The organism is Azospirillum sp. P4_B5, from assembly GCF_056402275.1.
In genome coordinates this window covers 1-18,523 of sequence record NZ_JBFUHT010000073.1, presented here as the reverse complement: position 1 = coordinate 18,523, position 18,523 = coordinate 1, and the positions used below count along the sequence as shown (strand labels likewise).

The window sequence follows — 18,523 nt, the reverse complement described above, 5'->3', positions numbered from 1 at the left end:
CCCGAGGGGGCGCCTGCGCCAGCGTTGTGGGCGCGCTCCGGCGCCCCCTCGCGCTTACGCCCCTGTTCCTTGTCCATTTCAAAGACCTCCGGTTGCGGTTCAATCTACCGCAGCCGGGTGTCTCATCGAACCGTGCCGCGCCCCAACCTGGATCAAGCATCTTCCGACCGGGGCCAGGCGATGAGGAGGTAGCTCCACCTCCTGTTGCCGGATGGGACAGTTCAGTCATGGAGCCGGAGAAGAAGCGATGATTCCCCTCATGGGACTGAAACGACGGCTTGAGCGGAAAAAGCGCCCGCCGGCCCCTTTCGTACGGAGCGTCCAACGAAATTACCCACCCTGTCGGGAATGAATGGGCGTCCGGCTGTTAAGTGCCAGCTCTCCCCGTTTCCCTTGACGCAGTGTGCCATGCCTGATTCTGCATCTTTGATGCAACTCGACCGCACCGCTTTCCGCTTGGACCGGTCCGCGACCTGCACCGCCCCGGCCGAAGGCGCGCTGGCGATCGAGCTTGCCAGAGGCGCCGCCTGTTCGCAGGCGGTGCCGTTGGTCGTGACCCGCAGCGACACGCGGGCGGCCCGGCTCGCCAGGGCGATCCGGGACGCAGCACCGGACCTCGAAATCCTGCTCATCCCAGGTTGGGACGTCCCCCCGGGCGAGCGGGTTCAGCCATCGCGGGCTGTGCTTGGGCAACGGGCTTCTGCCATCGCCGCCTTGTCCCGACCGGCCAAAGGCGCCGGGCGGCTGGTTCTGGCGACCGCCGAGGCGGCGCTGCAGCGTCTTCCGCCTCCCGACGCCTGGCCCGACGTCGCGTTGGTCATCGCGACGGACGCACTCTATGAGGAGGAGACTTGGCGGAACCGCCTCGTTGCCGGCGGCTACATCCTCGACGAGCGGATCGACGAACCGGGGGAAGCCGCTTTTCGCGGTTCCGTAGTGGAGATATTTCCAGGCGACGCCGACCGCCCCATCCGCTGCGACATCGTCGATGGCCGGGTCGCACGGATACGGACCTTTGATCCGGCAAGCCAGCGCTCGACGGGCGACTGCGACCGGATCACCGTTCATCCGGTGACCGAAATCCCGGCGGCACCGGAGATCGTCGCACGGTTGATCCAAGGGCTGGAGACCCGCAGAGACCCGGTGGCCGCAGGGCTTGCGGAGGAACTCGCCGCCGGACGGCGCCCCTCCGCTTTCGAGCGCCTGCTGCCCCTGGCCTACGACCGCCTGCCGAGTTTGCTTGAGCTTCTTGCCGACAGTCCGGTCGTCATTGACGAGGGGGTCGGCGACCGGCTTGAGGCGCGGTTCGACGACGTGGAGGAAGCCGAGGCATCGGCCATGCACCTCGACCGCAACGCGTGGGAGACAGGGTTACGAGGGCGCGCGGTTCTGACCCTGGAGCCCGACGGGCAAGCCTCGTCCAGGGAAGCGCCGGCGGTGTCCGAACGCACCCTCCCCCGCCTCGCCGGAGAGAGGATTGCCGCGGGCGAATCCGTGATCATTGCCGCTGCGAACGCCGCCGACGCGGCCAGGATGGCGGAGCGGGTGGCGGCGGCGACCGGCCGACCGGTGCCGGTGCTCGACCGCTGGCCGGTGGACGGGCTTCCCGTGACGCCGGCAGCCCTGGTGCTTCGGGTCGCGGCGGGCTTCACGTTCGACGGCGTGACGGTGCTCGCCCAACGCCCCCGTCCGGAAGGCGGAGCCGGCCCGGTCGCCCCGCTGGCACCCGTCGACCTGTCGTGCGACGATCTTGCGGTCCATCTCGACTACGGGATCGGTGCGGTGCGCGGGCTCGAAACGGTTGAGGCCGGAGGCCAGCCGGCAGACGTGTTGGTGATGGAGTATGCCCGCGAGAATCGGCTCCTGGTGCCGGCGGCGGACCTCGACCGCGTGTGGCGCTACGGCAGCAGTGACGCCCGGGTGGCGCTCGATGGGCTCAAGGGCGGAAATTGGATCACCCGCCGTGCGGAGTTGGAGCGCGAGATCGGCCGAACCGCCAAAAGCCTCGTGCGCCAAGCCGAGCGCCGGGCCAGCACGAAAGCCCCCGTGATCGCGCCGCCCGCCGGACCGATGCGGCGCGTGGCCGCCCGCTTCCCCTACGAGGAGACCGCAGGGCAGCGGCGCGCCATCACCGCGGTGATGGCCGAACTCGCCAGCGGGCGGCCCATGGACCATCTGGTCTGCGCCGACGTCGGCTATGGCAAGACCGAAGTGGCGTTGCGCGCCGCGGCGGCGGTCGCTTTCACCGGCCGGCAGGTTGCCGTTCTTGCTCCGACCAGCGTGCTCGCCCGCCAGCACTTGGAGGTGTTCCGACGGCGGCTGGCCGGCTTGGGCCTGCGCATCGAGCCGTTGACCGGCGGCATGGCGGCGTCGGCCGCAAAGGCCGTGCGCGAAGGCCTCGCCGACGGATCGGTGGCGATCGCGGTCGGTACCCATGCCCTCTTGTCGAAGACGGTGCGCTTCGCCGACTTGGCGTTGGTCGTCGTCGACGAGGAGCAGCGCTTCGGCACCGTGCAGAAGCGGGCGTTGGCCCGGCTTTCGGCCGGCGTCCACTGTCTGGCGCTCAGCGCCACGCCGGTTCCGCGGACGCTGCAGGGGGCGCTGGCGGGACTGCGGGGAGTCAGCGTCATCGATACTCCCCCGGTGCGGCGCCGCCCGGTGCGCACGCGGGTCACCCCCTATGACCCTTCGGTTCTGCGGTCCGCCTTGTTGCGCGAAAAGGCGCGGGGCGGACAGAGTTTCTGCGTCGCCCCGCGGATCGCCGACCTGCCGGCGCTGGAGGCCGAGGTGCGCGCGCTCGCCCCCGGTCTGTCGGTCGCCGTCGCGCACGGCCGTCTCCCCATTGCCGAACTCGATCAGGTCATGGTCGATGTGGCGGAAGGAACGGTCGACGTGCTGGTTTCAACCCCCATCATCGAGACCGGCATCGACATTCCCCGCGCCAACACCATCGTGATCCGCCGTCCCGACCTGTTCGGGCTCGGCCAGCTCCATCAGCTCCGCGGCCGGGTGGGGCGCGGGGGAGCGCAGGCCTACGCGTATCTGCTGACCGATCCGGACACTCCGCTCAACGAGCGAACCGAACGGCGGCTGGGCTCGCTTGAGGCGATCGAAAGCCTGGGCGGTGGCTTCGCCCTCAGTGTGCTCGATCTCGACCAGCGTGGGGCGGGCGACCTGCTGGGAACCGATCAGAGCGGCCATCTGCGGTTGGTCGGAACCGAGCTGTACCAGCATCTGCTGGCCCGCGCGCTGGCCGGCGCCGAGATGGACGATTCCCCCGAACTGCGCCTGGGCGTGCCGCAGAGCATTCCCGCCGCCTACCTTCCGGAGGAGGAGTTGCGCATCGGCCTGCACCGCCGCCTCTCGCGTCTGCGCGACGAAGCGGCGGTCGAGCCGTTGCGCGAAGAGATCGAGGACCGCTTCGGGCCGTTGCCGGAGGAGGTCGAGCTGTTGCTGGCGGCCGCCGCGCTCCGCGCGCGTTGCCGGCGGCTGGGCGTCGCCGCCCTGGTCGCCGGACCCTCGGGTGTCTCGCTGACCCTGAACGACACACCCTGCCGGGCCGTGCGCGAAGCGGCGCTGGAGCGTCTCGGAACCGGACAGGTGCGTCGGACAGACGACCGCCTCGTCTTTGCGCTGAGCGCCGAAGGACCGTCGGAAATCCTGAACAATGCGCGCGCCGTGCTCGATCAGCTTCCGCCTGTCGGCACGGCCTGAGCGGACAGCCGCTCCACATCGCCACCTTGTGGAGCGACACGCGGCGATCCCCGTTATGATGGCCGGGAGTGTCATTCGATGGATGGCCCATGCCGAAGCTTGGCGAGCGGAATGGCAACGAGACGTGGCGGATCAAGTCTGCGCCCCGGCGGGGCCGGGTTCTTCATGTCCGCTCCGGAATGTCGGCGGAACAGACGCTCGCCCTTCGTGTCGGGCTCGTCGTCGTCCTGATCGCCCTGGTCATCGCGGTGTTCTGGTTCGACCGCGATGGGCTGAAGGACCAGATCGACGGCCATGTCAGCTTTTCTGACATTCTCTATTTCGCGATGATCACCGTCACCACCGTCGGCTACGGCGACATCGTTCCGGTCAGCGACACCGCACGGCTGATCGACGCCTTCGCGGTCACGCCCATCCGCATCTTCATCTGGTTCATCTTTCTGGGCACCGCCTACGAATTCGTCGTGCAGCGGATCATCGAGGATTTCCGAATGAGCCGAATTCAGAAGCATCTGCAGGGGCATATCGTGCTGTGTGGCTTCGGGCACAGTGGCTTCATCGCCGCGCAGGAGACGGTCGCCAAGGGACATCCGGGCGAACGGATCGTCGTGATCGACCAATCGGAGGAGCGCATCCGGATGGCGGCCGAGGCGGGGTTCATCGGGTTGCTCGGCGACGCCACCAGCGAAGAGATATTGACCCTTGCCTGCGTGGGAAGCGCCAAGGCGGTGATCGTCAGTTCGGGCCGGGACGACACCACCATTCTGGTGATCCTGACCGTCCGTCACCTGTCCGCCGGCACCAAAATCGTGGGCAACATCAAGCAGGAGGAGAACATCAAACTGGCCAAGCTGAGCGGCGCCGACTTGGTGGTGTCGCCGCCCAGGATCGGTGGCTATCTCATGGCCGATGCCGTGGAAACCAGCCATGCGACACCCTTCCTGTGCGACCTGATGTCGGTGGGTGGCCAACTGGTGCTGACGGAGCGCCCGGCGGCCCGGGACGAAATCGGCAGGACCATGGCGGAGGCGACCGCCGGCGTGGTCGTGCAGATCCACAGCAATGGCCGCGCCATTCCCTTCACGGAACGTCACCGCCACATCATCCAGCCCGGAGACCTGCTGCTTGTGATCAGTCCGGCGCACGGTGACGATAAGGCAGAAGGCCAATAAACGCCGTCGGTTTTCGAAGGCGCTGCCCGGATCGGCTGTGCACGGCCTCCATGGTTGCCAGGAACGCGCCAAGTCCGAAGGTGATGCCCGAAGCGGCGGTTATGGGGTGCCGGCGGAAGGTGATGAGCGCCCACCACGGCCCGCTTGCCGTTTCCAAGCCTCCTCGTAGAAGCGACGCATGGACGCCGCTCCCGCGCCGGATGAGGCGAATGACCAATAGCCGATCTGGAAGGCGAGATAGCAGGGGAGATGGAAGGCCACCAGCCGCCTTGAAGCGGCCACTGCGCCGCACAGTCGGTCGGCTTCCGCTGCCGGAAGGCCGAACTCGACGATGGCCCCCGCCACGTCCCAAGCGATGTCCTGGCAACCGATCAGGTCATGAGCGTCGGCGTGATCGAGCGAGTCGGTCTTCAGCACCCGGCCGTCGGTGGTGCGCAGCCACTCCCAGATGTGAAGGCGGTTGTCGGTGACGACGCGCCGGACCCCGGCGTCCAGTTCCCTCAGCGTGTCCGCCGTCCAGCGATCCAAGGAGGCCGTTGCCGCGGCGCCCAGCGCCTCGCCGATGTTCACGCGCGCCATCGCCAGGAGATCCGGAAGGCTGGCGCCCGTGTCACGCTGCGCCGGAAAGCGTTGGGTGCGGAACAGGAGATAGTCGGCCAAGCGCTCCAGAGGCATGGTGGAGGGCGGATGCGCGCCGTCCAACCACCTCTCCGCCAGGAAGCCGTGCCGAAGCGCGATGGGTTCGGTCGTGAAACCCGCCTGATGCAACGCGCGGGCCCGGGCCAGCTTGGCCTCGCCCTGGCGTCCGAGGCCGGCGAATTTCAAAAGCCAGGAGCCGGAGGCGGTGCGCAACAGGAACTTGCGGCGCTCCTGCTGCGTATGGACCGGCGGCCAGTCCGCCACCGCATCCGCCGCCAAATCCGCCGCCAAATCCGCCGATGCCGTCCGCCAGGCGCCGCCCGACAAATCACGCAACGGTGCGACCGCAGGGCCGAGCGTGTCCTCGAACCAGCGCTCCAAGGGCGGCACCGGGCCATGCGCGGCGTGCGCCAATTCATCGAAGCCGATCACCGGACGCACCGCCTCGGCCCAGCGGCGGCGATGCCGGTCGGATGAGTGCGGACCCGGAGCGCCGCCATGGCTGGGAAGGAACGCAATCCGCCGGGACGGCACGCCCGCCGCCTCCAGCCAATCGGCGACGGCGCCGAACGAGCTGCCGGACAGACCCGGCCCTTCATCGACGATCACATAGGACGCGCCCGCGTCGGCCAGCAGGGCGGCCCGCTGGCGGGCCGACACGCGGACGACGCGCTGGAACGGATGACCGATCGGACGCAGAGTGACCGGAGGCGCAGCGTCCAGCGCAACCGCCGCCATCGCCGCCAGTCCGGTTCCGATGCTGCGCAGGCCAATCACGACGAACGGAACAGGCAGGTCCGTCAGAAGCCGGGCCGCATCCTCCAGATAGGCTTCCGGATAGAGGCTGTAGAAGGCATAGCCTTCAGGTCGGCGTATCCGCACGGTTTCGGGCAACGGTTGCGCCGACAACGTCTCCAGCCCAGCCGCCAGCGCGCAAGCGCCCGGCTGCGGCTCGCCGCGCCAGGGCCGGGCGACGGCGCGGGCCAGCTCCATCACGACCGCCATCGCCGCGTCGCGACACGGGGTGCAATCGTCCTCCCCCAGCGCGGCGAATTCCGCGTCCGCGAGGCCCTGCGCGAGTTCCGCCGCCTTGATGAACAGGGACACCAGCAGGGCATGACGGATCAGCCCGTCAGGCTTGGCGGCGGCTGTAGGACAGGCGGCGGCGATCTGCGCCACGACGACGCGTGGGTCCTCAAGACGGTCGCGATCCCCATAAACCAGCATGGTTCAACCGCTCAGCGTGGCGAGGTGTCTTGGTCTACCGTCTCCTATTCCATCGCCAGCAGGGGGGACGGCGCTGCCGGAGCGGTGCTGGCGTAGCGACGGACCATGGCGGCGCAGAATTCCGCGAACTCCTCGGCGACCTGAGGTGGGCTGGTGTGGTGTGGTTCGATTCCACGATGCTCGGGCGTGAAGCAGAAAGTTATGGTGACATCGAAATCGTCCAGCGCTTCCATCTGACGGTCGAACCAGGCGAGCGCATTCGGCCGGAAGCTGTCGGCCCAGGAGAGACCGGTGCGCAGGTGCCGGACGCCCAACCGCTTCATCCAGGCCACCGCATCATCCAGCCGGTGATCCTCGAAGTGAAACCATTGGCAAATCCCCATCTCGGCCGCATAGGGCGCGTAGGCGTCGAGCGCCGGCTTGGGCGTGCCATCCGCCCGCAGCAGCCCCATATGGAAATGACGGTAGTAGGAGGAGCCCTCCGCCTCCTTGTGGCGCGTCGTCGCCTCCCAGGCGCTGGGAAGATCGTAGAGGCTGTACCAGTGAATGCGTGGAACCCGGCCGATCAGCAGTTCGGCGGTGCGGGCGACGCCCCAGGCCTGCACCTCCTCGGCGCCGAAGGATGAGACGCCGGCCTCCGTCACCCAGATGGGCTTGCCGGTGACGGCGCGGATTTCCTCGATCTTCTCCGGCCATTCCCGGATCTGCCAGAGATTCCAGTCGAGCGGAAAGCCATGCACCGCCACCACGTCCACATGGTCCAGCGCGCCGCGCTCGTCCAGGCGGCGTATGAAGGAAGGATCGATGGGCGAGATGCCGCCCAACACGCGCGTGAGCGCACCGTTCTCCGCCCGGATCGCCTGTCCGGCCAGGATCGTCATGCGGGAGAACAGATCCCATTCCGGATCGAGATCGGGATTCCAGTGGGACTTGTTGTTGGGCTCGTTCCAGATCTTGGCGGCTTCGATCATCCCTGGCTTTCCGTCTTCGTGTGGTTTTCCAGCGCCTGTCCGGCGGATGGTGCGGCGGCGGATGGCAGGGCGGGATAGACGGCGCCCGCCTCCGTCGGCCGTGCTGCGCGGCGGCAGACATAGACCTCCTGCTCCGGATGCTCGACGATCCGAAAGCCGGCGCTGCGCAGCATAGCCTCGGCGCAGGCGGCGTTCGGGACCCACCAGTTCGTCCAGTCGCCGGAATACCGGTGCTCGATGAAATGCAGCTTCGGATAGCCGGGTGCGTTGAAATGGCCCTGCTGGCGGAAGTCGTAATCGATGCCCACCGGTTCGACCGTCTCGGAGCCGCGTTGCATGGATTGGAAGATCATCAGGTCGCGGGCGGCATGCTCGTGGATCAGGTCGAGAGCCAGCAACGGGTGGCGCAGATGGTAAAGCACCCCCATGAACAGGACGACGTCGAACCGCTCCCCCAGCAACGCCAAGTTGTAGACCGACAGCTTGCGGAATTCGATGTCCTGGCGGGTCACTTCGGCGGCGAAGCGCGCCTGTGCGAGATAACGGTCGTCGAAGTCGATTCCCACCACCCGCTCGGCGCCGCGCCGCTTCATCTCGATGGAGTAGAAGCCACCGTTGCAGCCGATATCGAGCACCGTCAGGCCGCTCAGATCCTGCGGGACCGCATGGGCGAACCGCCGCCACTTCACGTTCGGGTAGTCGTGCAGGAAGTGGTCGGGGGCGGTGCTGACGCCGTTCAGATCGATGTTGTGGAACCAGTCCCCCAGCGCGGCGACCCGGGCGCGGATCTGGTCGGTCGTCAGATTCGTCATTCCGCCGCCTCGTTGATGCTGTGGACCTTCAGGCCCCATTCCCCGGCGATCAGCACGCTGCGGGACGCCGGAGCGATCTCGAACCGGGCGTGGAAATCCACGGAAAGCCCCAGGGCGTGGGACAGCGCCGCCTTGATGACGTCGGCGTGGCTGACCAGCGCGACGGTCCGGCCGGCGTACCGGCGGCGCAGCCGCTCGATGCAGCGCGTCATCCGGGCCTGAACCTCCGTCATCGTTTCGCCTCCAGGCGGGCGGGCGTGCGACCGCGCGCTGTTCCACACATTCCAAGCCGGGTCGCCGCGCAGTTTCTCGAAGCGCATGCCGGCCCAGGCGCCGAGATCAAGCTCGTTGAGATCCTCCTCCACCTCCACGGCCAAGGCCTGTGACGCGGCGATCGCCGCCGCCGTTTCCACGGCACGCTCCAATGGGCTGGACAGCACGGCGGCGAACCGGTGACGCGCCAATGCAACGGCCAGCGCGTCGGCCTCGCGCCGGCCGGCCTCGCTGAGCGTCACGCCGGGCATGCGTCCGCACAACACGGAGCCCAGCCGGTCGTGCGACGCGTGACGCAGCAGGACCAAGGTCGTTTCCACGCAACCCGCTCACGCCCGGAAGCGCGGGCCGTCCACCGCCTCGCCGGCGATGAAGCGCAGCGTGCGCTCGCGCGCTTCATGGTCGGTGAATTGCTCGGGCGGCGATTTCATGAAGTAGCTCGACGGTCCGACCAGCGGCCCGGCCATCTTCCGGTCCAGCGCCAGCTTGGCGCAACGCACCGCGTCGATCACGATGCCGGCGGAGTTCGGGCTGTCCCAGACCTCCAGCTTGAGTTCGACGCTCAGGGGCACGCCCCCGAAGGCGGTGCCCTCCAGCCGGATGTGCGCCCATTTCCGGTCGGCCAGCCAGGGGACGTGATCGCTGGGACCAATATGGACGTCGTCCGCGTCGAGCGGCACGTCCAGTTGGCTGGTGACGGCGCGGGTCTTCGAAATCTTCTTCGATTCCAGGCGTTCGCGTTCCAGCATGTTCTTGAAGTCGGTGTTGCCGCCGAAGTTCAGCTGATAGGTGTGGTCGAGCCGGACGCCGCGCTCGCGGAACAGGTTCGCCAGCGTGCGGTGGATGATGGTGGCACCCATCTGGCTCTTGATGTCGTCGCCGATGATCGGCAGGCCGTGCCGCTCGAACCGCTTCGCCCAACCTGGATCGGAGGCGATGAAAACCGGGATGCAGTTGACGAAGGCGCAGCCGGCCTCCAGCGCCTGCTCGGCATAGAACTCCGTGGCCCTCTGCGAACCGACCGGCAGATAAGACACCAGGATATCGGTGCCTGAGCGACGCAGAGACTCGGCGATGGCAACCGGTGCCTCCCCCGACTCCTCGATGTCACCGGCCAGATAGCGGCCTATGCCGTCCAGTGTCGGACCGCGCTCCACCCGTACCCCCGAAGCACGCGGGGTTGCGAAACGGCAGGTGTTGTTCGGAGGGGCAAAGATGGCGTCGGACAAATCCCGCCCGACCTTGGCGGCGTTCACATCAAAGGCGGTGGACATTTCGATGTCGCTGACCCGATAGCCGCCGAGATCGAGAGTCATCAGCCCGGGCGGCGGCTCATTAGCTTGAGCATCGGCATAATAGCTCACACCTTGCACGAAGGACGAAGCGCAATTTCCGACACCGGCAATCGCCACCCGCAGCTTTTTCCCAGTCACGAAATTCTCCTCATCCTGAAAACTTCCTTAATGGACCGGAATGATATTTGTATCCTGGAAAAACAATTGCCGGAAGATCGTCCGATCTGACCACGCCTTTTGGGTAAGGTGTGGAAAGTCAAGCAACGATGTTAATATTGATGCGACCGCGCTTCTGTTCATGAAGCGGGCACCGCGGTTTCTCACGCATACAGGTGAAAAGCTGTATTCTCTTACAAATGAGGACCGTGGCGGGGTTTGGCAATTTTACACACAATCAACACAATCAACACAATCAACAGCAGTCGCCGTAAACGTCACCGTCCATCCGCGGAGGGGCTTGTGGGAGAATCCATTCTTGTCACCGGTGGCGCCGGCTTCATCGGCCGCCACGTCGCCAGGGCACTCCTCGCCCGCGGCGACCGGGTTCGGATTCTCGACAGTCTGATCGCGCAAGTCCATCCCACCCGGACACGGTCCGACGAATTGGACCCGGACGCCGAACTGCTGATTGGGGACATACGCGACGAGGCCATGGTCGGCCGGGCGCTGGAGGGAGTGGATTCGGTGATCCACCTCGCCGCCGAGGTCGGTGTCGGCCAGAGCATGTACGCGGTGGACCGCTACACCTCGGTGAACGACCATGGGACGGCCGTGCTGTTCCAGCGGCTGATCGACCGACCGGTCCGCCGGGTGGTGGTCGCCTCCTCGATGAGCATCTACGGCGAGGGGCTGTACCGGACCGCCGACGGCACGCCGATGGAGGATGTGGTGCGCGGCGCGCGCAATCCGGACGGGTCCTGGGACCCGCTCGATTCCCACGGCCGGCCGCTGATCCCCGTCCCCACGCCGGAGAGCAAGCGCCCGGCCCTGAGGTCCGTCTACGCCATCGGCAAATACGTGCAGGAGCGGCTGACCCTGACGCTCACCGCCCAGTACGGGATGGAAGGGACGGCGTTGCGGCTGTGGAACGTCTACGGCCCCGGGCAGGCGCTGTCGAACCCCTACACCGGGGTGCTGGCGATCTTCGCCTCGCGCATCGCCAACGGTCAGCGGCCGATGATCTTCGAGGATGGCCGTCAGCGGCGCGACTTCGTGCATGTCGGCGACGTGGCGCGAGCTTTCCTGCTGGCGCTCGACCAGCCAGCCGCCAACGGCGAAGTCTTCAACATCGGGTCCGGCGAGGACCGCACCGTGGAGGAGGTGGCGCGACTCCAGGCCGCCTCAATGGGGCGGCCAGACCTGACGCCGGAAATCACCGGCCAAGCCCGCGCCGGCGACATCCGCCACAACATCCCCGACCTGAGCAAGGCGCATACGGCCCTGAACTACCAACCGCGGCAGAATTTTGCCGGTGGGCTGGCCGAACTCGCCGAATGGGTTGCCCGGCAGGAGGCGCAGGACCGCGTCGCCGAGGCCCGGGGCGAACTCGAAGCGCGGGGGCTGGTGGCATGAACCGCCGGTCCGGACCGGCCTTGGTGGAGGCGACGTGATGCGTGTGGCGTTGGTCAACCCGGCCTGGACCTTCGCGCACAGCATCTATTTCGGCTGCCGCGAGGCGCATCTGCCCCTCGAACTGGGCTACGGCAAGGCGCTGCTGGAACAGGCCGGACATGAGGTCCTGCTGATCGACGGGCCGTTGACGGGATTGTCGAACGGCGAACTGGCGGATCGGGTGGCCGGCTTCGCCCCCGCTATGACCGTGGTGACGACCGCGCCGACCTACCTGTTCTGGCGTTGCGCCCCGCCGGAGCTGCGAATCCCCCGTGATTTCCTGCTGGCGCTGGATGGACGCGGCGGCCGGACCGTCGCGGTGGGGCCGCATGGATCGACTACCCCCGGTGCAGCCCTGGACAAGCTGGGCGTGGACGTGGTCGTGCGGGGCGAATGCGAGGAAATCGTGAAACGGCTTGCCGACCGGTTGGAGTCCGGCCAGCCGGGGTTGGACGGCGTTCCGGCGCTGGCCTTCCGCGGCGGCGGCGGAACCGTCGTCACCGGCGTCCCGCACGCTGGCCGCTTCGTCGATCTGCCGGCGCTGTCGTGGCCCGCCGAATGGCTGAAGCGCCACCCCCACCATCACCACCGCTACGGCACCGAACCGCTCGGCGCGGGGGCCGAGGTCGAGGCGTCGCGCGGCTGCCCCTACACCTGTTCCTTCTGCGCCAAGATCGACTTCCGCAACCAGTACCGCCGCCGCGACACCGCCATCGTGCTGGAGGAGATCGACCGGCTGACCGCCGCCGGCGTGCGTTACGTCTATTTCATCGACGAGATCTTCCTGCCCCGCCGCGACCTGTTGGAAGCGCTGGTGGAGCGTCCGGTCGAGTTCGGCATTCAGACCCGCATCGATTTGTGGAAGCCCGATCTGCTGGATCTCCTGGGGGCCGCCGGCTGCGTGTCGATCGAGGCCGGGGTGGAAAGCCTGACCGAGGAGGGCCGCGCGGCGCTCGACAAGAACTGCCGCATGAGCACCGACGCACTGGCCGACCGCCTGATCCACGCCCGGCGCAGCGTGCCCTTCGTCCAGGCCAACCTGATCGCCATGGCCGGCGACGACGCCGGGCTCGTCGCGCGATGGCGGGAGAGACTGCACGGTGCCGGCGTCTGGGCCAACGATCCGGTGCCGCTCTACCCCTACCCCGCCTCGCCCGATTACCGCCGCCTGTGGGGCGAACCGGACGACCGGGCATGGGAAAGGGCGCACGAGCACTATCTGCGCCAATTCGCAAGACTGAGCGACATTCAGGAGGAGAAGCCCCTGCCCTTGCATGAGCTGGAGGCCGCATGCGGTTGCCGGTGACGCCCCCGGCAGCCCCCGCGCATCCAGCCCCCACGCATCTGTTGATGACGGCGGACAGCGTGGGCGGAGTGTGGACCTACGCGCTCGACCTCGCGCAGGAACTGGCGGCAGGCGGCCTGCGCGTTACGCTGGCGGTGCTTGGGCCGTCGCCGCAGGATGACCAGACCGCGGCGGCGCGCGCCATCCCCGGCCTGGAATTGATCGACACCGGCCTCCCGCTGGACTGGATGGCGGAGGACCCGGCCGCGATCCGGCGCGGCGCCGAAGCGCTGGGAACGCTCGCTCGGCGACTGGACGTGGATCTCGTCCATCTCAACAGCCCGGCCCTGGCGGCGGACGCCGGATTTACGGTTCCGGTCGTGGGAGTCTGCCATTCCTGTCTGGCGACGTGGTGGGCCGCCCTGCACGGCGGCCCCCTGCCGGGCGACTTTCTCTGGCGGATCGAGGTTCTGGCGCGGGGCTACCGGGCCTGCGACGCGCTGGCGGCGCCGAGCGCCGCCTTCGCGCAGGCCACCGCCGCCGCCTATGGTTTGCCGCCACCGGTCGTGGTGCGCAACGGACGCCGTCCTCCAGGCGGTGAGCCGTGCGGACGGGAGCGTTTCGTCTTCACCGCCGGACGCTTGTGGGACGATGGAAAGAACATCGCAACGCTGGACGCGGCGGCGGCGCTGCTGAAAGTGCCGGTGGTCGCCGCCGGCTCGCTGGAAGGTCCGGGCGGGAATCGCCGGACCCTGCGTCACGCCGCGGCGCTCGGACGCCTGGATACGGCATCGGTCGCGGCGTGGCTGGCACGGGCACCCGTCTTCGCTTCCGCCGCGCTCTACGAGCCGTTCGGCCTGACGGTGCTTGAAGCCGCGCAGGCCGGCTGTGCGCTGGTGCTGTCGGACATCGCGACCTTCCGCGAGCTGTGGGACGGCGCCGCACTCTTCGTGGAGCCGAGGGACAGCGCAGCCCTCGCCGCCGCGATCCGCCACCTGCTGGACGATCCGCGGAAGGCCGGGCGCCTCGGCGAGGCGGCACGACTCAAGGCCGGGCGATACGGCATGGAGTCGATGGCCTCCGGCATGCGCAGTCTCTACCGCAGCGTCCTGGAGCGTCACACCCCCACCCCCTCCCGCAAGGAGGCCGTTGCGTGAAGATCGTCTATTTCACCCATTCGCTGGCGTCCTGCTGGAACCACGGCAACGCCCATTTCCTGCGCGGCGTCCTGCGGGAGCTGATCATCCTCGGCCATGAGGTCCGCGTCTATGAACCCGAGGGCGCATGGAGCCTGCGGAACCTGCTGGCCGATCATGGCGAAGCGGGGCTGGTGCCCTACCGGACCGCCTATCCGGAGCTGACCTCGCTGACCTTCACAGCCGACGCCGACGCAGCGGCGCTGTGCGACGGGGCCGATCTGGTCATCGTCCATGAATGGAGCGACCCGGCTCTGGTCGCGGCGGTGGGCCGGGCACGGGCGCAGGGCGGACGCTTTTCCCTGCTGTTCCACGACACGCACCATCGCGCGGTCAGTGATCCGGAGGCCATCTCCGCCTTCGATCTCTCCGGCTACGACGGCGTCCTGGCCTTCGGCGAAACTCTGGCCGCCGTGTACCGGCGCTGGGGCTGGGAGGATCGGGTCTTCGTCTGGCACGAAGCGGCCGACATCCGGCTGTTCCACCCGCCGTCCGGAGAGGAGCGGCGCAGCGGAGCGGTGTGGATCGGCAATTGGGGCGATGGCGAGCGGACGAAGGAGCTGGGGAGCTTTCTGTTCGCTCCCGCCCGCGCCGCGGGTCTGCCTCTGGACGTCTATGGCGTGCGCTACCCCGCCGAAGCCCTGGCGACGCTGAAGCGGCACGGCATCGCCTACAAGGGCTGGCTGCCCAACGTCCGCGCCCCCGCGATCTTCGCCCACCATCGGGTCACCGTCCATGTGCCGCGCCGTTTCTACGTCGAATTCCTGCCAGGCATCCCGACCATCCGCGTGTTCGAGGCACTGGCCTGCGGCATCCCATTGGTCAGCGCGCCATGGAACGATTGCGAGGGTCTGTTCCGGCCGGGAACGGATTTCCTGGTCGCCCGCGACGGGGCCCATATGACCGCCCACCTGCGCGCCGTGGACGGCGACGCCGACCTCCGCGCGGCGTTCGTCCGCAACGGCCTGGAAACGATCCGCGCCCGCCACACCTGCGCCCACCGCGCCGGTGAGCTGCTCGCCATCGCCGCCGCCCTGGCCGGGACGCCCACCCCCTCTTCGATGCTGGAGCCTGTCCGATGAAGATGGCCTTCTACGGTTCGAGCCTGCTTTCCTCCTACTGGAACGGCGCCGCAACCTACTATCGCGGCATGTTGAGCGAACTCGCCAAGCGGGGTTGGAACGTCACCTTCTACGAACCGGACGCCTTCGACCGCCAGAAGCACCGCGACATCGAGCCGCCCGACTGGGCCAGCGTCGTCGTGTATGAAGCCACCACCGAGGCCTGCCAGACCGTGATCGCCCGCGCCGTCGAGGCCGACGTGGTGGTGAAGGCGAACGGCGTCGGCGTCTTCGACGACGAGTTGCTCGACGGCGTGATGGATGCCGCCGGCCCCCGCGCTCTGCGTGTCTATTGGGATGTCGACGCCCCCGCCACCCTGGCCGAGCTTCGGCAGGCGCCGGACCATCCACTGCGCCGCCGGCTGCCGCGGATCGACGCCGTGCTGACCTACGGCGGCGGCCCGCCGGTGGTCGCGGCCTACGAGGCGATGGGCGCCCGCCTGTGCCGCCCCATCTACAACGCGCTGGACCCGGCGACGCATCACCCCGCCCAGGCCCAACCGCGTTTCGCCGCCGATCTCAACTTTCTCGGCAACCGGCTGCCCGACCGCGAGCAGCGTGTGGAACGCTTCTTCCTGGAGCCCGCCGCGCGCAACCCGCAGGGGCGCTGCATCATCGGCGGCAGCGGCTGGGAGACGAAGGGGCTGCCGGCCAACGTCACCCACATCGGCCACGTCGGCACCGCCGACCACAACGCCTTCAACAGCTCGCCGCTGGCGGTTCTGAACATCGCCCGCGACAGCATGGCCGAGGTCGGCTTCTCGCCCGCCACGCGGGTGTTCGAGGCTGCCGGAGCGGCGGCCTGCCTGATCACCGACGCCTGGGAGGGGGTCGAACGATTCCTCACCCCGGACGAGGAGATCCTGGTCGCCCGCGACGGCCAGGACGTGACCGATCATCTGCGCGCCCTCACGCCGGCCCGCGCCCGCGCCATCGGCGATGCCGCGCGGCGTCGCGCCCTAGCGGAACACACTTACGCACGGCGCGGCGCGGAGGTGGACCTGCTGCTGCGCGAAGCCCTGGCGGCGCTGCGGGAAAGGAGCGCGGCGTGAAGCTCGTCGTCCTGGGGCTGAGCCTGTCCTCTTCCTGGGGCAACGGCCACGCCACCACCTTCCGCGCCCTCCTCAAGGCGTTCGCCGCACGCGGCCATGACATCCTGTTCCTGGAGCGCGACGTTCCCTGGTACGCGCAGAATCGCGATCTCGCCGATCCCGGCTATTGCCGGCTGGCCTTCTACGAGGATCTCGCTGGCTTGCGGCGGTGGGCCGGAACGGTCGAGGAGGCCGACGCCGTGCTCGTCGGTTCCTACGTGCCCGACGGTGTCGCCGTCGGCCGTTGGGTGCAGCAAACCGCGCAGGGGATCGTCGCCTTCTACGACATCGACACGCCGGTGACCCTGGCGAAGCTGGAACGCGGCGACGAGGAGTATCTCACCCCTGCCCTCATTCCCGGCTATGACGTGTATTTCTCCTTCACGGGCGGACCGACGCTGGAGCGGCTGGAGTCCCGCTACGGCTCTCCGGCGGCGCGCGCGCTCCATTGCTCCGTGGATGCCGACGCCTACGCGCCCCTGCCCACGCCCAAGCGCTGGGATCTGAGCTATCTCGGCACCTACAGCCCCGACCGGCAACCCACGCTGGAGCGGTTGCTGCTGGAGCCGGCCCGGCGTGCGCCATCGCTGCGCTTCGTCGTCGCCGGTCCGCAATACCCCGACGGGATCGCTTGGCCCGGAAATGTCGAACGTCGGCATCATGTTCCTCCAGCCGAGCATCCCGCCTTCTACGCGGCCAGCCGCTTCACCTTGAACGTGACGCGCGAGGACATGATCCGCGCCGGCCACAGCCCCAGCGTCCGGCTGTTCGAGGCTGCCGCCTGCGCCACTCCGATCATCTCCGACTGTTGGGACGGCCTCGGCGCGCTGCTGGAGCCAAACCGCGAGATCATCCTCGCCCACACCTCAGGCGACGTTCTGCACGCCCTTCATCAACTGGACGAAAATGCCCGCCAAGCGATGGGTGCAAGGGCCAGGCGGCGAATCCTGGAACACCACACCGCCGCACATCGCGCGGAAACGTTGGAACGGGAACTGGAATACGTGATGCGAAGGACCGGCTGCGGCACCAGTACGGCCCTGCCCTTCCACTAAGGCGGCGCAAACAGTCCATCACGGCTCCCGGTCCGAGGGCTTCTTCGAAGACTTCTTAGCCTCAATCTGGTCAAGCACCGCTTCGGGGGCGACATCCTGCTTGATGACGTCCAGATCGGAGTCAACGTCCGTCTTCACCCCCATGTGATCGGCGATGGACGACACCAGGGCTGTCAGCTTGGTGATTTCGTGCTCCGCCAACAGGCTGATTTGCAGATCGAGATCGGCCCGCTTGCTGGCGACCTCGGACATCCGATTCTGGCTGATGAGCACGAAGGTGGACAGAAAGATGGCTTCCACGGACGCGATCATCGCCAGAACGACGAAGGAGGGATCCCAGCGCGGAACGCCGGGCACCCACCCCAGGTTGGCGATGATCCAGAGGCCGAAGAAGGCCAAATGCAGATAAACGAACGTCATGCTGCCGGTGAAGCGGGTGATCGCGTCGGCAATCCGCTCCTCCGCGGTCGCCTCGACCTCCTCCCGTTCCCTGCGCTGGTGCAGCACCTGGATGTTCCGTTCGAGCACGGCGCTCAAGCCGGGGGATGGTGGCGGGTAGGTTGGTGGGCTTGCGGACTTCTCCGCGCGATCTCCGCCATGCTGGGACGGTTGTGCGTTCATGGCGTCTGCCTTGCTTAAGTGAATCGTTTTCGCCTCGTTCCTCTTCCAGGATTGGGATTGCGGTCGACCCGCAGGCTGCGCTCAATGGCGCTTTCTCGATGGCGCTTTCGATGTGGCCCCGGCGGCTGGAGGTGGTGGAGGCATTGGCCTGGGGCAGTTTCAGATCCCCAAAGGAAAAGGGATTGCGCAGCGTTAGGTTGCCGGTGACCGGCACCGCCGACCGACGGACCGCGGCAATGGCTTGCAGCCCGGTCATCCAACCGGCGCACCGGACCTTGCTCACCACAACATCGGGCGGAGGCTGCCCCATTTTCTCACGAGCGACCGTTTCAACGTCAAACCCACGCCCCCTTTTCCAGCGTCAACAGCAGGCGGGGCACTTCTCGCCACCCCGGCGGCACGATATTTTGCGCCGCCGGGGTGGCGAGAAGTGCCCGCCC

Annotated in this window: 14 protein-coding genes; 8 read left to right on the top strand and 6 right to left on the bottom strand. The window is 67.9% G+C overall.

Annotated features, from left to right (window positions below):
• Nucleotides 1-408 precede the first annotated feature (408 nt).
• Together AC1DVI_RS30585 and AC1DVI_RS30580 are read left to right on the top strand one after the other, a co-directional pair.
• A complete protein-coding gene (locus tag AC1DVI_RS30585; protein ID WP_476961178.1) occupies nucleotides 409-3,714 on the top strand; it encodes a DEAD/DEAH box helicase in 3,306 nt (1,101 codons plus the stop codon).
• An 89-nt stretch (nucleotides 3,715-3,803) separates the two neighbouring features.
• Entirely contained in the window at nucleotides 3,804-4,886 is a 1,083-nt protein-coding gene (locus AC1DVI_RS30580; RefSeq protein ID WP_476961177.1) for a potassium channel family protein, read from the top strand.
• Between the two features lie 99 nt (nucleotides 4,887-4,985).
• Here AC1DVI_RS30580 and AC1DVI_RS30575 read toward each other — a convergent pair whose 3' ends face one another.
• The 5 genes from AC1DVI_RS30575 to AC1DVI_RS30555 are packed head-to-tail and all read right to left on the bottom strand — an operon-like array spanning nucleotide 4,986 to nucleotide 10,241.
• Entirely contained in the window at nucleotides 4,986-6,752 is a 1,767-nt protein-coding gene (locus AC1DVI_RS30575) for a hypothetical protein (RefSeq protein ID WP_476961176.1), read from the bottom strand.
• A 44-nt stretch (nucleotides 6,753-6,796) separates the two neighbouring features.
• Nucleotides 6,797-7,723 (bottom strand): beta-xylosidase, encoded by a 927-nt coding sequence (locus tag AC1DVI_RS30570; RefSeq protein ID WP_476961175.1) that lies wholly within the window; start codon nucleotides 7,721-7,723, stop codon nucleotides 6,797-6,799.
• A complete protein-coding gene (locus AC1DVI_RS30565) occupies nucleotides 7,720-8,535 on the bottom strand; it encodes a TIGR04290 family methyltransferase (RefSeq protein ID WP_476961174.1) in 816 nt (271 codons plus the stop codon). The genes AC1DVI_RS30570 and AC1DVI_RS30565 overlap by 4 nt, the downstream gene beginning before the upstream one ends.
• On the bottom strand, nucleotides 8,532-9,128 hold the full coding sequence (locus AC1DVI_RS30560; protein ID WP_476961173.1) for a histidine phosphatase family protein: 597 nt from the start codon (nucleotides 9,126-9,128) through the stop codon (nucleotides 8,532-8,534). The genes AC1DVI_RS30565 and AC1DVI_RS30560 overlap by 4 nt, the downstream gene beginning before the upstream one ends.
• A 9-nt stretch (nucleotides 9,129-9,137) precedes the next feature.
• Nucleotides 9,138-10,241, bottom strand: coding sequence for an inositol-3-phosphate synthase (locus tag AC1DVI_RS30555; protein ID WP_476961172.1), 1,104 nt, complete (start codon nucleotides 10,239-10,241; stop codon nucleotides 9,138-9,140).
• A 321-nt stretch (nucleotides 10,242-10,562) separates the two neighbouring features.
• Between AC1DVI_RS30555 and AC1DVI_RS30550 the strand changes: the two genes are divergently transcribed.
• From AC1DVI_RS30550 to AC1DVI_RS30525, 6 genes are read left to right on the top strand one after another with little or no spacing between them, the layout of a single operon-like run.
• Nucleotides 10,563-11,675, top strand: a complete 1,113-nt coding sequence (locus tag AC1DVI_RS30550) for an NAD-dependent epimerase/dehydratase family protein (RefSeq protein ID WP_476961171.1) — start codon at nucleotides 10,563-10,565, stop codon at nucleotides 11,673-11,675.
• 37 nt (nucleotides 11,676-11,712) lie between these two features.
• A complete protein-coding gene (locus tag AC1DVI_RS30545) occupies nucleotides 11,713-13,020 on the top strand; it encodes a TIGR04295 family B12-binding domain-containing radical SAM protein (protein ID WP_476961170.1) in 1,308 nt (435 codons plus the stop codon).
• 44 nt (nucleotides 13,021-13,064) lie between these two features.
• Nucleotides 13,065-14,156 (top strand): glycosyltransferase family 4 protein, encoded by a 1,092-nt coding sequence (locus AC1DVI_RS30540; protein ID WP_476961169.1) that lies wholly within the window; start codon nucleotides 13,065-13,067, stop codon nucleotides 14,154-14,156.
• Nucleotides 14,153-15,277, top strand: coding sequence for a CgeB family protein (locus AC1DVI_RS30535; RefSeq protein ID WP_476961168.1), 1,125 nt, complete (start codon nucleotides 14,153-14,155; stop codon nucleotides 15,275-15,277). The genes AC1DVI_RS30540 and AC1DVI_RS30535 overlap by 4 nt, the downstream gene beginning before the upstream one ends.
• Nucleotides 15,274-16,368, top strand: a complete 1,095-nt coding sequence (locus AC1DVI_RS30530; RefSeq protein WP_476961167.1) for a CgeB family protein — start codon at nucleotides 15,274-15,276, stop codon at nucleotides 16,366-16,368. The genes AC1DVI_RS30535 and AC1DVI_RS30530 overlap by 4 nt, the downstream gene beginning before the upstream one ends.
• Nucleotides 16,365-17,462 (top strand): CgeB family protein, encoded by a 1,098-nt coding sequence (locus AC1DVI_RS30525; RefSeq protein WP_476961166.1) that lies wholly within the window; start codon nucleotides 16,365-16,367, stop codon nucleotides 17,460-17,462. Before AC1DVI_RS30530 ends, AC1DVI_RS30525 begins: the two co-directional genes overlap by 4 nt.
• Before the next feature lie 18 nt (nucleotides 17,463-17,480).
• On the opposite strand, the gene AC1DVI_RS30520 is transcribed toward AC1DVI_RS30525, so the two are convergent.
• Nucleotides 17,481-18,083: a DUF1003 domain-containing protein gene (locus AC1DVI_RS30520; protein WP_476961165.1), complete on the bottom strand. Its 603-nt coding sequence runs from the start codon at nucleotides 18,081-18,083 to the stop codon at nucleotides 17,481-17,483.
• Nucleotides 18,084-18,523: the final 440 nt, after the last annotated feature.

Bases quoted from the DNA above. Each gene is read 5' to 3' on its own strand.
- AC1DVI_RS30585 (WP_476961178.1), top strand. From the start codon at position 409: ATGCCTGATTCTGCATCTTTGATGCAACTCGACCGCACCGCTTTCCGC.
- AC1DVI_RS30580 (WP_476961177.1), top strand. From the start codon at position 3,804: ATGCCGAAGCTTGGCGAGCGGAATGGCAACGAGACGTGGCGGATCAAG.
- AC1DVI_RS30575 (WP_476961176.1), bottom strand. From the start codon at position 6,752: ATGCTGGTTTATGGGGATCGCGACCGTCTTGAGGACCCACGCGTCGTC.
- AC1DVI_RS30570 (WP_476961175.1), bottom strand. From the start codon at position 7,723: ATGATCGAAGCCGCCAAGATCTGGAACGAGCCCAACAACAAGTCCCAC.
- AC1DVI_RS30565 (WP_476961174.1), bottom strand. From the start codon at position 8,535: ATGACGAATCTGACGACCGACCAGATCCGCGCCCGGGTCGCCGCGCTG.
- AC1DVI_RS30545 (WP_476961170.1), top strand. From the start codon at position 11,713: ATGCGTGTGGCGTTGGTCAACCCGGCCTGGACCTTCGCGCACAGCATC.
- AC1DVI_RS30540 (WP_476961169.1), top strand. From the start codon at position 13,065: ATGACGGCGGACAGCGTGGGCGGAGTGTGGACCTACGCGCTCGACCTC.
- AC1DVI_RS30530 (WP_476961167.1), top strand. From the start codon at position 15,274: ATGAAGATGGCCTTCTACGGTTCGAGCCTGCTTTCCTCCTACTGGAAC.
- AC1DVI_RS30520 (WP_476961165.1), bottom strand. From the start codon at position 18,083: ATGAACGCACAACCGTCCCAGCATGGCGGAGATCGCGCGGAGAAGTCC.